Annotated in this window: 9 protein-coding genes and 1 pseudogene; 3 read left to right on the forward strand and 7 right to left on the reverse strand. The window is 32.9% G+C overall.

Annotation, left to right across the window (positions count from 1 at the left end):
• Positions 1-666: 666 nt before the first annotated feature.
• On the forward strand, positions 667-981 hold the full coding sequence (locus FJOH_RS14820; RefSeq protein WP_012024915.1) for a hypothetical protein: 315 nt from the start codon (positions 667-669) through the stop codon (positions 979-981).
• Here FJOH_RS14820 and FJOH_RS14825 read toward each other — a convergent pair.
• On the reverse strand, positions 978-1,265 hold the full coding sequence (locus FJOH_RS14825) for a type II toxin-antitoxin system RelE/ParE family toxin (protein WP_012024916.1): 288 nt from the start codon (positions 1,263-1,265) through the stop codon (positions 978-980). The genes FJOH_RS14820 and FJOH_RS14825 overlap by 4 nt on opposite strands.
• 663 nt (positions 1,266-1,928) lie before the next feature.
• Between FJOH_RS14825 and FJOH_RS14830 the strand changes: the two are divergent.
• Positions 1,929-3,843: pseudogene (locus tag FJOH_RS14830) on the forward strand (DUF294 nucleotidyltransferase-like domain-containing protein).
• Positions 3,844-3,845: 2 nt separating this feature from the next.
• Positions 3,846-4,442 (forward strand): 3'-5' exonuclease, encoded by a 597-nt coding sequence (locus tag FJOH_RS14835; protein ID WP_012024917.1) that lies wholly within the window; start codon positions 3,846-3,848, stop codon positions 4,440-4,442.
• Between the two features lie 106 nt (positions 4,443-4,548).
• Here the strand turns inward: FJOH_RS14835 and acs are convergent, their stop codons facing one another.
• From acs to leuB, 6 genes are all read right to left on the reverse strand, one after another.
• The gene (gene acs, locus FJOH_RS14840; protein WP_012024918.1) at positions 4,549-6,459 is read right to left on the reverse strand and encodes an acetate--CoA ligase; all 1,911 of its coding nucleotides are present in this window, start codon (positions 6,457-6,459) and stop codon (positions 4,549-4,551) included.
• 500 nt (positions 6,460-6,959) lie between these two features.
• Positions 6,960-8,429: a ketol-acid reductoisomerase gene (ilvC, locus tag FJOH_RS14845; RefSeq protein WP_012024919.1), complete on the reverse strand. Its 1,470-nt coding sequence runs from the start codon at positions 8,427-8,429 to the stop codon at positions 6,960-6,962.
• Between the two features lie 78 nt (positions 8,430-8,507).
• Complete coding sequence (gene ilvN / locus FJOH_RS14850) at positions 8,508-9,029, reverse strand: acetolactate synthase small subunit (protein WP_012024920.1); 522 nt, start codon at positions 9,027-9,029, stop codon at positions 8,508-8,510.
• Between the two features lie 90 nt (positions 9,030-9,119).
• The gene (ilvB, locus tag FJOH_RS14855; RefSeq protein WP_012024921.1) at positions 9,120-10,814 is read right to left on the reverse strand and encodes a biosynthetic-type acetolactate synthase large subunit; all 1,695 of its coding nucleotides are present in this window, start codon (positions 10,812-10,814) and stop codon (positions 9,120-9,122) included.
• Positions 10,815-10,877: 63 nt separating this feature from the next.
• Positions 10,878-12,551, reverse strand: coding sequence for a dihydroxy-acid dehydratase (ilvD, locus tag FJOH_RS14860; protein WP_012024922.1), 1,674 nt, complete (start codon positions 12,549-12,551; stop codon positions 10,878-10,880).
• Between the two features lie 269 nt (positions 12,552-12,820).
• Positions 12,821-13,939 carry a 3-isopropylmalate dehydrogenase gene (leuB, locus tag FJOH_RS14865; protein WP_012024923.1) on the reverse strand — a complete coding sequence of 373 codons (1,119 nt, stop codon included), beginning with the start codon at positions 13,937-13,939 and terminating at the stop codon, positions 12,821-12,823.
• Between the last annotated feature and the right edge of the window lie 59 nt (positions 13,940-13,998).

Raw genomic sequence — 13,998 nt, forward strand, 5'->3', positions numbered from 1 at the left:
ATTAAAACATATTTTTTCATTTATTTATATATCAATTTGTTCTTAACTGGGTTTATTAATGATCGTGTATAAATGCGGTATTTGAAAAAAAATATTTTTATTTTCGAAATACGCGAAATTTGATTCAGTATATATTTGAAGCATTTTTTAAGCTGTAAATATCATCAGCACAAAAATCCAATATTTGAGAAATAAAAAAAATATTTTTCAAATATGAGAAATTTGACGCAGTACCATAATGCATCAAATTTTATTTTAAACCAGATTATGAGGCATGGATAAATTCGTTATTTCAAAAAAATAAATTGTTTTCCAAATACATGAAATTTGATTAAGTATATATGATAAGCCAAAAATTCAATATTTGAGAAATAGAAAAAATATTTTCCAAATATGAGAAATTTGACGCAGTAACATAATGCATCAAATTTATTTTTAAATCAGATTATGGAGCATAGATAAATGCGTTATTTCAAAAAAATAAATTTATTTTTTAGAATACGGGAAATATGAAGAACAATATCTGCACAGAAAGAAATACAATTAAACGTTTACAAACGGATAAAATGCATTTTGAAGCTATATACAAATGATGCATAATTCAACTATATTGTAACATATTTTTACTATTTTTGCTAAAAGAAATGTAATAAAAAAGTTTCAAATATGTTACAAGAAATTATCGCATACAGAAAAGTTGCTGCACAATTAGACGAATTAATAGACAAATCGCCATATAAAAAAAAATATATAATAGAGCAGTTAGGTTTGTCGAGTCCAACATATTACAGAAAACTTCAAACTCAAACATTTACAATTAGTGAAATGCTTTCGATTGCAAAAATTCTTGATCCATTAGAATACAATAAATGGGAATTATTAGAAGAAATCGAACAAAGTAAAGAAGATATTAGAAACGGAAAAACTATTCCGCACAGCGAAATGATTAAAAGAATAAAAGCAAAAAAGAAAGATATTTAAAATAAATCTTTAACCTGTTTTTGTCGGTTATCATGAAAAAGCAAAAGAAATACTTTACCGTCAACAATAGTATAAAATAAAGTTATTTGCTTTACAACTAAAATACTACTAAAATCAAAATCCCTATTATAGCTACCTAAATGGGGATTTTTTGATATTATATCTATTGTTTTCAATACTTCTTCATCGAACTTTTCAGCAATTGCTAAAGACCAATTTTCTACTAAATATTCGTAATTTTTAGTATAAGTCTTTTCTGCTTTTTCTGTCCAAATAACTTCCATAAAACTTTTTGATGTAAATATAAATCAATTCTAAAAAGAAAAAGTAAAATCAAAAACAAAAAAGTAAGTTTTTATTTACTTTATTATGCGTCGATTATATTTCGAATTTTGTACTAAAAATATCTTTTTTAGTTTTTTAAAATTTCTGAAATACAAAGATTTGCCAAAAAAATACAATCTGTTCTAGAGAAGTATAGTAAATTAAGTTTGATTGAAGATAAAATCAAAGCTAAAAAAGGAACCTTTATAATATATTAAAAGCATGAATTTTATGCAGCCTACGCTACAAGCATCACTATTCTATTTGACCTATAATTTATATTATGTAAAATAGAAATTATTAGAAAACCAATGCTCTTTTTCAGTTATACATATTCTTAGTTATCATATTTAATAATCTTTACCACTGTTTGAGAAACCAATAAATTAGATTTTTTAATTAAATACGTGCTCTATTCCTGATATTTATTAAATATTATTTTATACAACTATAAATCAAATATTTATGTAACTTTAATATTTAAAAAAGCTTTTCAAAGCCTTGAATCCAGTAATTCTTAACATTTCTTTAAAATAATCAGATTCTGATCAAGTTGCTTTCATTGTAAGACTTAATTTTATTATTTTTACATTCAATATTTTAAAAAATATTATCCACATTATATGAATACAATTGCTGAGCATATTGCAGATTTTTTAAAAGAATACCCGCCATTTGATAATTTAACCTTTCAGGAATTGTCAGATATTGCTACAAATATTCGTGTTATCAATTTAGAAAAACATGCAGTATTGTTTCAAAATAACGACCCTTTGCACGACAGTTTTTATGTTGTAGCATCTGGCGTTATTAATTTAACTACAATTGCTGATGCTGAGGAAACTATTATAAATAAATGTCATGAAGGAGATATTTTTGGACTAAGACCTTTCTTTGCCAAAAACAACTATATGATGACTGCAAAAGCACGTGAAGAAAGCATTATTTATGCTATTCCTATTGCAGTATTTAGACCTTTTGTAGCTAACAATTCTGATGTTTTGAACTTTTTGCTTGAAAGTTTTGCCATAAATTCAAGACATACCAAAGATAACGCACGTTCTAATGGTAAATTAGATGCTGATAATGTGTTTATTGACCAGCAGTCAGAAATACAATTTATCCAGTCTCTTACCTATAATAACTCACCGTTAACTACTGATTCACATCATATTGTAAAAGACGTTGCGCTTTTAATGACAGAATCAATGGTTGATAATATTGTAGTTTGCGAAAAAAATCATCCAATTGGTATTGTAACCCATGCCGATTTAGCTTCTAAAATTGCAACCGGACGTTACCCAATTACTGAAACGATTGACAAAATTATGTCTTCGCCTGTAGTTACTGTAATTGAAAATGTTTCTCTTGCCGAAGCCCAGTTATTAATGCTGAAACACAATGTTTCTCACCTTTGCGTAACTAAAGACGGTACAAGTAAATCTGCCGTAAAAGGAATTATTTCTGAACACGATTTAGTTGTGGCTCAAGCCAGTAACCCTGGTGTTTTAATTAAAGAAATTAAGCGTTCACAGTTACCAAAAGATTTAAAACAAATTCGCGATCGTCTGTCTGATTTGATTCAGAATTCGATTCAAAAAAATATACCAATTTCACATGTCAGTAATATTGCCAGCGAAATTAATCTGGCCATAATTAAACGCGCTGTAGAATTGTCAATTTTAGATTTAGGCTCCCCTCCTGCCAGATTTGCCTGGTTGAGCATAGGAAGCCAGGGGCGTAAAGAACAGCTTTTATTGACAGATCAGGATAGTATTTTGATTTTTGAAGATGTTGCACCAGAGAAATACAGAGAAGTAAAAGATTACTTTTTAAGACTAGCAAAACGCACCACAGCGATTCTTGAAAAAGTTGGTTACGAATATTGTCCAAACGGACACATGGGAAGCAATATGCTTTGGTGTAAGTCATTGAGCGACTGGACAAAACAATACAACAGCTGGATGAATACTCCAGGTGAAAACAGCAATGATTTGAGCAGTATTTTCTTTGATTATGAGATCGTAATTGGTGAACCAAAAATCGAAGAAGTTATTGAAAATGTAGTATTTAAAAATGCTGTAAACAATACTTTATTCTTTGATTTCTTAGGAAACGATGCTTTAAAAAGAAACTCACCTTTGGAGCTTCTTTAAAAAATTCATTGTTGAAGAAGAAGGACCGCATAAAGGAAAATTTGATATTAAAACCCGTGCTTTGATGCCTTTAATAGACAGTGCACGTTTATTGATTTTAAGTGCCAACATAAAAGGAATTAAAAATACATATTTAAGGTTCAAACAATTAGCTATAACCGATTCTAAAAACGCCGAAATATATTTAAGTTGTGCAGAAGCATTTTTAACGCTTTCAAAGTTTAGAACTATGGAAGGTTTTAAAAATGACGATTCTGGGCAATATATCAATTTAAGAGAAATGTCTAAAACAGACAAAGAGAAGTTAAAAAATGCTTTGACCCCGATGAAAGACCTTGAGGAACTAATTAAGAGTAAATTTCAACTTACACAATTCTCATAAATATGCTAGACTGGATTAAAAACATTAACAAGGATTATCCGGAATTCTGGAAAGAATACTTGACAAAATTAGAAGCAAAACCCAGCAAATTTGTGGTTTTGTCTACTGAAACTTCTGGCTTAAATCCTAACAAAGATGTTATTTTGTCTCTTGGCGCTTTTTCAGTCATAGATGACAGCATTATAATTAAGGAGAATTTTGAAGCCGTTTTACTGCAGTACAAATTCTTAGAAGACAATGGTCTTTCTAACGAATTTATTATTGAGAGTAAAATGACAAAAATGCCCGAAGCTGAGGCCTTAGAAGCTTTTATTAACTTCTTGGGAAATGCTGTTTTGGTTGGTCATCATATTAATTTTGATATTGAAATGCTTAATGCTGCTTTAGAAAGATTGGATTGCGGCAGGTTAAAAAATGAAGCGCTTGATATTGACGTTATGTACAGAAAATTAACTGACATTAACGACAAACAGTTTTCTTTAAACGATTTATGCGAAATTTACAAAATTCCAAAAAGTGACAGAAATTCTTCTGCCGAAGATGCTTATAAAATTGGTCTTCTGTTCTTAAAACTAAAATCGCGTTTGGGAATTAAATAAAAAATATCAATTTGCAGGACTTCGACTTCGCTCAGTCTGGCATAAATTGTAAACATAAAAAAAGCCTCTTAATTTTTAAGAGGCTTTTTTATTTATTTATCGAGAATTATGCAATTCTTTCTTTCATAATCTGTTCTACAACTTCAGGATTTAATAATGTAGTTGTATCTCCAAAGTTAGAGAAATCACCTTCAGCAATTTTACGTAAAATTCTACGCATAATTTTTCCTGAACGAGTTTTTGGCAAGCCAGAAACAAATTGGATTTTATCTAATTTCGCAATTGGTCCAATGTGATCAGAAATATACTGGTTGATCTCTTTTGTTAAGTTTTCTTTATTTCTAACTTCTCCGGTTTCTTTCAGGATAACAAAACCATATAATGCATTTCCTTTAATATCATGTGGGAATCCAACAATTGCAGATTCGGCAACCGCTTGATGTTCGTTGATAGCATCTTCAATTGGAGCAGTTCCTAAATTATGTCCAGAAACAATTACAACATCATCTACTCTACCTGTGATTCTGTAATATCCTACTTCATCGCGTAATGCACCGTCTCCTGTAAAATATTTTCCAGGGAAAGCAGAGAAATACGTTTCTTTATAACGATCGTGATTATTCCAGATTGTTCTGGCGATTCCAGGCCATGGAAATTTAATACATAAACTTCCAACTACTTGATTTCCTTCAATTTCGTTGCGTTTTTCATCCATTAAAACCGGCTGAATTCCCGGTAATGGTAAAGTTGCATAAGTTGGTTTTGTAGGCGTAACAAAAGCAATTGGCGAAATCATAATTCCACCGGTTTCTGTCTGCCACCAAGTATCTACAACAGGACATCTCTTGTCTCCAACGTGGTCGTTGAACCAGTGCCAAGCTTCTTCGTTGATTGGTTCTCCAACAGATCCAATTACTTTAAGAGATTTTAGAGGATATTTTTGAATATAATCTAAACTTTCTTTTGCTAATGAACGAATCGCTGTTGGTGCTGTATAAAATTGTGTGATTTTATGTTTTTCGATAATATCCCAAAAACGGCTGAAATCAGGATAAGAAGGAACGCCTTCAAAAATTACAGTTGTTCCTCCATTTAACAATGGTCCATATAATATATAAGAGTGTCCTGTAATCCATCCAATATCTGCCGTACACCAAAAGATATCATTTTCTTCGTGGCTGAATACGTTTTTGAATGTATAAGCTGTATAAACCATGTATCCAGCTGTTGTATGCACCATTCCTTTTGGTTTTCCTGTAGATCCAGATGTATATAAAATAAACAAAGGATCTTCGGCATCCATAATTTCTGCAACACTATTATCAAGAGCTGCATCTAATAATGGCTGTAACCAAATGTCACGGCCTTCTTTCATAGCAATTTCTGTTTTAGTTCTTTTTACAACCAAAACTTTAGAAACTGATGGACAGGTATCTAAGGCTTCATCAACAATTCCTTTTAAATCAATTGTTTTATTTCCTCTGTAACCACCGTCTGATGTAATAACCATTTTACATTCGCAGTCGTTAATTCTGGCAGAAACTGCAGAAGCAGAAAATCCTGCAAAAACCACTGAGTGAATTGCTCCAATTCTGGCACATGCCAAAACAGCTACTGCCAGTTCTGGAATCATTGGAAGGTAAATGCACACGCGGTCTCCTTTACGAATTCCCTGTTCACGCAAAACATTTGCCATTTTTGAAACTCTTTCGTAAAGCTCGTTGTATGTTATATGTAAAGCTTCTTCAGAAGGTTCATTCGGCTCAAAAATAATAGCCGTTTTATCTCCTCTTTTGCTTAAGTGTCTGTCGATACAATTTTTGGTAATGTTAACCTTTGCTTCTGTAAACCATTTTACTTCGGCATCGGCCATATTAAAATCAACAACTTTTTCCCACTGTTGATACCAAGTAAAATTTTCTTCAGCAATTTTTCCCCAAAATTTTCTCGGCTCTCGTATTGACTTATTGTAATGTTTAAAATATTGTTCTAAATTTTCAATTTTATAATAACTCATAGTTTTGTGGAATTTTTTTTATAAATGTATTAAATATGCTTCTATTCTTAAAATTATTTAATTCATAAATTTTGACAAAAAAAAAACATATAATAAATAAAATATAAGCTTTTTTTAAAGTTATCCTAAAAAAACATATTTTAAAGGAAAATGTAAATCACAAAAAAGGCATGACAAACAAATTATCACACCTTTTTATTTAACAAATTTCAATAACAATTAATTCTGTAATTTCTGCATTACAATACTTTATCTATTTTGAAAATAGCAGCATCTTTATTAATTATAAATAGAAATTTCAACAAGTATATTTTTGTTTAAAATATACCCCGTTTTCGGGATCAGCTTCACTTAACTTACTTGTCTCACAGAAGTTAAGTGAATGCAATATGCATCTATATCTATTTACTTAATAAGTGCTTACTAATTCAAAATATTAATTCAAAACATTGATACAGAGCAAATTCCACCTTAACATGGGCGGAAATTCCCAAATTTATTTATCCAATTTTTTTCATTGCTGTCATAGACTCACGTAACCAGGCTCCTACTTCTTCGATAGGGTGCTGACGAATTTCTTTGTTAACAGCAATTAATACCGTATTATCTACTCCATTTGAAGTTGAGAATGGTTTACCAATAATGTTAGTTTCTACTTTTTTCATGAATTCAGTCAATAATGGCTTACAAGCATGATCAAATAAATAACATCCGTACTCAGCAGTATCAGAAATTACACGGTTCATTTCGAATAATTTCTTTCTAGCGATAGTATTAGCAATTAATGGTAATTCGTGTAATGACTCGTAGTAAGCAGATTCTTCGATGATACCAGCTTCTGTCATAGTTTCAAAAGCTAATTCAACACCCGCTTTTACCATAGCAATCATTAATACTCCGTTATCAAAATATTCCTGCTCAGAGATTGGAGCTTCTTGCGGCGCTGTTTTTTCGAAGTTAGTTTCTCCTGTTGCAGCTCTCCATTTTAATAAGTTAACATCGTCGTTAGCCCAGTCGATCATCATAGTTCTTGAGAATTCTCCAGAAATAATATCGTCTTGGTGTTTTTGGAATAACGGACGCATGATGTCTTTTAATTCTTCTGCTAATTCGTAAGCTTCAATTTTAGAAGGATTATTTAAACGATCCATCATGTTTGTAATACCACCATGTTTCAAAGCTTCAGTGATAGTTTCCCATCCATATTGAATTAATTTTGAAGCATAAGCAGCATCGATTCCTTTTTCAACCATTTTATCAAAGCATAAAATAGATCCAGTTTGAAGCAATCCGCAAAGAATTGTCTGCTCACCCATTAAATCTGATTTTACTTCAGCTACGAAAGATGATCTTAAAACTCCTGCTTTGTGTCCTCCAGTTGCTACAGCGTAAGCTTTTGCCTGATCTAAACCAAATCCGTTTGGATCGTTTTCTGGGTGAACTGCAATAAGTGTTGGCACACCAAATCCTCTTTTGTACTCTTCACGAACCTCAGAACCAGGACATTTAGGAGCACACATAATTACTGTAATATCTTTACGAATCTGCATTCCTTCTTCAACAATGTTGAAACCGTGAGAATAAGCTAAAGTTGATCCTTGTTTCATTAATGGCATAATAGCATTAACTACAGAAGTATGCTGTTTATCCGGAGTAAGGTTACAAACTAAATCAGCTGTTGGAATCAACTCTTCATAAGTACCTACTTTAAACCCGTTTTCAGTTGCATTTTTATATGAAGCTCTCTTTTCTGCAATTGCATCTGCACGCAAAGCATAAGAAATATCTAAACCTGAATCTCTCATGTTTAAACCTTGATTCAAACCTTGTGCACCACAACCTACAATGACAACTTTTTTACCAGCTAATGCTGAAATTCCGTCTGCAAATTCTGATTGCTCCATAAATTCGCAAACTCCTAGTTGCTCTAATTGTAATCTAAGTGGTAGTGTGTTGAAATAATTTGCCATTTTGTTTTAAAATATTAATGAAATGAAATTTAATAATTGATTATTTTTATGATTACGGCCTAAACCGTCTTTAAATTGTTATTTGAATGTTTCCAGTAATGCTGAAATTTCCATTTTTTGCTTAGAAACTGAAATTCTGCCCGAACGTACAAACTGCATAATACCATAAGGCTTGAACTTTTTGTATAATTCTTCAATTTCAGAACGTCTTCCAGATTTTGAAATCACGAAAAAATCTCTTGAAACCGTTACAATTGTAGACTGGCTTTCTTTGATGATATTTTGAATTTGTTTTTCATCAAACAATAAGCTCGAAGCGATTTTAAAAAGTGCATTTTCAAGAAAAATTGTTTCTTCATCTGTATGGTAAAATGCTTTTATAACTTCAATTTGCTTTTCGATCTGGCCTACAATATTCTGAACCCATTTTTCAGTTGTATTTACTACAATAATAAATCTAGAAACATTTTCTATTTCTGATTCTGAAACATTTAGACTTAATATATTAATGTGACGCTTTAAGAATATTCCAGATATTCTATTTAACAAGCCTACGTTATTTTCTGAGTATACCGATATGGTAAATGTTTTCTCTTCCATTTTGTTTTTTTAGTTTTATTTGTTTCAGGTTTCAGGTTTCAAGTTCTGTTGAGAACGTGAAACCTGAAACTTGAAACCTGAAACTTTTTCTTAACTTAATCTAATTTCTGAAACACACGCTCCGGTTGGAATCATTGGGAAAACGTTGTTTTCTTTTTCCACCATAACTTCTAAGAAATAAGAATCTTTTGAAGCCAGCATTTCTGCAACAGCAGCATCTAAATCTTCTCGCTGTGTTACTTTTTTAGATTTAATATGATATCCTTCGGCAATGGCAACAAAATTTGGATTAATCATTTTTGTTGAAGCGTATCTGTTATCAAAGAACAATTCCTGCCATTGACGTACCATTCCTAAAAACTCATTATTTAGAATTACAATTTTTACAGGAACCTGAGTCTGAAAAATCGTTCCTAATTCCTGAATTGTCATCTGAAAACCTCCATCGCCAATAATAGCAACAACTTCACGGTCTGGTCTTCCCATTTTAGCTCCAATTGCAGCCGGAAGCGCAAATCCCATTGTTCCTAATCCGCCAGAAGTAATATTACTTTTTGTTGAATTGAATTTTGCATAACGGCAGGCAAACATTTGATGCTGTCCTACGTCTGAAACTATAATTGCATCACCTTTTGAGTGTTTGTTAATCATTTCAATAGTTTCTCCCATCGAAAGACCAGCTGATGATGGATTTAATTCGTCTTTAATTACCGAATCAAATTCAATTTTCGCCAATTCTTTAAATTCATTGTGCCATAAATCGTGTGATTTTGCATCAAGCAGCGGCAATAAAGCAGCTAAAGATTCTTTTACATCACCTAAAACAGCAATTTCTGTTTTAACGTTTTTATCAACCTCTGCAGGATCAATTTCGAAGTGAATTACTTTTGCCTGTTTTGCATAAGTTTTTAAATTACCCGTTACACGATCGTCAAAACGCATACCGAAAGCAATTAATACATCACATTCGTTAGTTAATAAGTTTGGTGCATAATTACCGTGCATTCCTAACATACCAACATTTAAAGGATGATCTGTTGGCAGAGCCGAAAGTCCTAAAATAGTCCATGCAGCCGGAATTCCTGATTTTTCAAGAACTGCCTTAAATTCAGCTTCAGCCTGACCTAATATAATTCCCTGACCGAAAACGATAAAAGGTTTTTTAGCACTATTAATTAAGGCTGCAGCTTCGGCAACTTTATCTAAATTTAATTTCGGAACCGGATTATAACTTCTAATTCCAGTACATTTTTCATAACTAAAATCAAACTCATCAAACTGAGCATTTTTAGTAATGTCGATTAAAACAGGCCCTGGACGTCCAGAACGAGCGATATAAAATGCTTTTGCAATAATTTCAGGAATTTGAGAAGCTTCGGTTACCTGAAAGTTCCATTTTGTAACCGGAGTTGAAATTCCGATGATATCCGTTTCCTGAAAAGCATCAGATCCTAATAAATGTCTTCCAACTTGTCCTGTAATACAAACCATTGGAGTTGAGTCGATCTGAGCATCTGCAATTCCAGTTACAAGATTTGTAGCTCCCGGTCCAGAAGTTGCAATTGCAACACCCACTTTTCCTGTTGCTCTCGCATATCCCTGAGCAGCATGCGTTGCACCTTGTTCGTGACGTACTAAAACGTGGTGCAGCTGATCCTGAAATTTATATAATTCGTCGTAAACCGGCATTATAGCTCCTCCCGGATACCCATAAATTAAGTCTACTCCTTCTTCTAATAAGCATCTAATAACGGCTTCGGCGCCTGATATTCTAATTGTTCCCATTTGGTAATTTTATTGTTTAGAATTTGAAATAATTACAGTTTTCAAACTCATATTTTTTGTCGGTTAATTATCGGTAACACAGCCTGTTGAAGCACTAGAAACCGATCTTGCGTATTTAAGTAAAACCCCTCTGTCAACTTTTAGCGCTGGTTGAACCCAAGCCGCTTTACGAGCTGCAAATTCTTCGTCAGATATTTTCAGGTCGATTGTATTTTTTACAGCATCGATAGCAATTAAATCTCCATCTTTTACTAGTGCAATACCACCTCCATCATAAGCCTCTGGTGTTACGTGTCCTACCACGAATCCGTGTGAACCTCCGGAGAATCTGCCGTCTGTAATAAGTGCACAGCTGCTTCCTAATCCTGCACCAATAATGGCAGATGTCGGTTTTAGCATTTCAGGCATTCCCGGACCACCTTTTGGTCCACAACCTCTAATGACGACGACATTACCTGGTTTAATCTTTCCGGCCTGCAAGCCTGGAATTACTTCAAATTCCCCTTCAAATACAACAGCTGGTCCTTCGAAATATTCCCCTTCTTTTCCGCTGATTTTTGCCACAGCTCCTTCAGAAGCAAGGTTTCCGTATAAAACCTGAATATTTCCTGTTGGTTTTAACGCTTTTTGAATTTCATGAATTACTTCTTGTCCGTCTTGTAAATCCGGTGTAGAAGCTAAGTTTTCAGCAACTGTTTTTCCAGTTACTGTTAAACAATCTCCGTGGATAAGTCCCACTTTCAATAAATATTTCATTACACCCGGAATACCTCCCACTTCGTGAATGTCTTCCATCATATATTTACCACTTGGTTTCATATCGGCAAGAACAGGTGTTCTGTCGTTAATTGCCTGAAAATCATCAAGAGTAATTGTAATACCAACAGAGTGTGCCATTGCAATTAAGTGCATAACTGCGTTTGTAGAACCTCCTAAAACTGCTACAATTGTAATAGCATTTTCGAAAGCTTTACGAGTCATAATATCTCTTGGCTTAATATCTTTTTCTAATAAAACTTTAATAGCTTCTCCGGCAGCAATACATTCGTCTCTTTTTTCCTGACTCAAAGCAGGGTTAGAAGAACTGTAAGGCATACTCATACCTAATGCTTCAATTGCAGAAGACATAGTGTTTGCAGTATACATACCACCGCAGGCACCAGCTCCAGGACAAGCATTTTGAATAACACCTTTAAAATCTTCCGGAGTAATTTCGCCTTTTACTTTTTTTCCTAAAGCTTCAAAAGCAGAAACGATGTTTAGAGATTCACCTTTCCATTTTCCTGAGTGGATAGATCCTCCATAAACCATCATTGACGGACGGTTTAATCTTCCCATTGCGATTAATGCTCCAGGCATATTTTTATCGCAGCCAGGAATTGCAATAATACTATCGTACCATTGTGCACCGGCTACAGTTTCAATAGAATCTGCGATTACATCACGAGAAACTAATGAATAACGCATTCCTTCTGTACCGTTAGAAATTCCGTCACTTACACCAATGGTATTAAAAATAAGTCCGACCAGACCAGCATCCCAAACACCTTTTTTAACATCTTTTGCTAAATCATTTAAGTGCATATTGCAAGTATTACCATCATAACCCATGCTGACAATACCAACTTGTGCTTTTTTTAAATCTTCTTCAGTTAAACCAATTCCATACAACATTGCTTGCGCCGCAGGCTGTGTTTGATCTTGAGTGATGGTTTTGCTGTACTTATTTAATTCCATTATTGCGTTATTTTTATTTTAATTTTATTCAAAAAAAAACCTTCCAGTATTTGGAAGGTTTATAATATAGTCTTTCAATTATATTTATACCGTTCCCGATGCAGATGCGCTAAACACATTGACAACAACGACAGAAGTAATAATAATTGAGATTTGCATCGCTTATTTTTTTAGTGTTACAAAAGTACAAAAACTTTAAGAACTAAAAAAATAAAATCTCAACATTTCTAATACTTCTTGTTATTTAATTCATTATTTTAATAAAAAATCTAAACTATTGTCGATTGACCAATCGAAACATTATCATTATTAAAATATAATAAGTCATCTTTGCTGAAAATGAAATTGGAAACAAACTCCCCTACTTCATTTGTACCAAATTTTGAATCTGGTTTTAAATCAACAGTAACAACTTCATATTCAATTGCTTTTTTAACTGCCTGAAAAACTACATTCGCTTCTTTAGTTAATCCAAAATGTTCTAACAAAAGTCCTGCAGCTAAAATCGAAGCAATTGGATTGGCAATATTTTTTCCTTTTGCTTGTGGATATGAACCATGAATTGGCTCAAACAAAGCATTTTTTTCTCCTAAAGATATTGATGGCAGTAAACCAATAGATCCTGTAATTACGCTGGCTTCATCAGATAAAATATCTCCAAATAAATTCTCAGTTAAAATCACATCAAATTGTTTTGGATTCAAAATCAGCTGCATTGCTGCGTTATCTACAAATAAAAAGTCCAAAATTACATCTGGATAGCTTTCGCCTACTTTTTGAACCACTTTTCTCCATAATCTGGAAGTTTCCAAAACATTTGCTTTGTCTACCATAGTTAACTTCTTGCGTCGGTTTTGTGCCGATTTAAAAGCTAAATGTGCAATTCTCGTTATTTCTTCTTCAGAATACTCACATAAATCCGAAGCATGTGTGCCTTCATCATTTAATGTTTTTGTACCAAAATAAGCACCGCCGGTTAATTCTCTGAAAATTGTAAAATCTGCTCCTTCAATAATCTCTCTTTTTAAAGGAGAAGCATCAATTAAAGCCTTAAATGGTTTAATAGGACGAATATTGGCAAACAAACCAAGTTCTTTTCGAAGTTTTAACAAACCTTGCTCCGGACGAACTTTTGCATTTGGGTTGTTATCGTATTTTGGATCTCCAATAGCACCAAGCAAAACAGCATCAGTATTTAAACAAAGATTTAAAGTCTGCTCCGGGAGCGGGTTTCCAGTTTTGTCAATAGCGATCGCACCCATGAGTGCTTCTTCAAAAACAAATTCATGATTGTACACTTCGCCAATAGCATATAATGCTTTTTTGGCCTGTGCAATAACTTCTGGTCCAATTCCGTCTCCTGGTAAAACTGCTATTTTCAAATTCATAACGTCTCGTTCTTTATGTATTTAAATCTTTATTTTTTTCTCTTTCTTCTTGGCTCTAT

It is taken from the genome of Flavobacterium johnsoniae UW101 (assembly GCF_000016645.1).
Lineage (GTDB): Bacteria > Bacteroidota > Bacteroidia > Flavobacteriales > Flavobacteriaceae > Flavobacterium > Flavobacterium johnsoniae.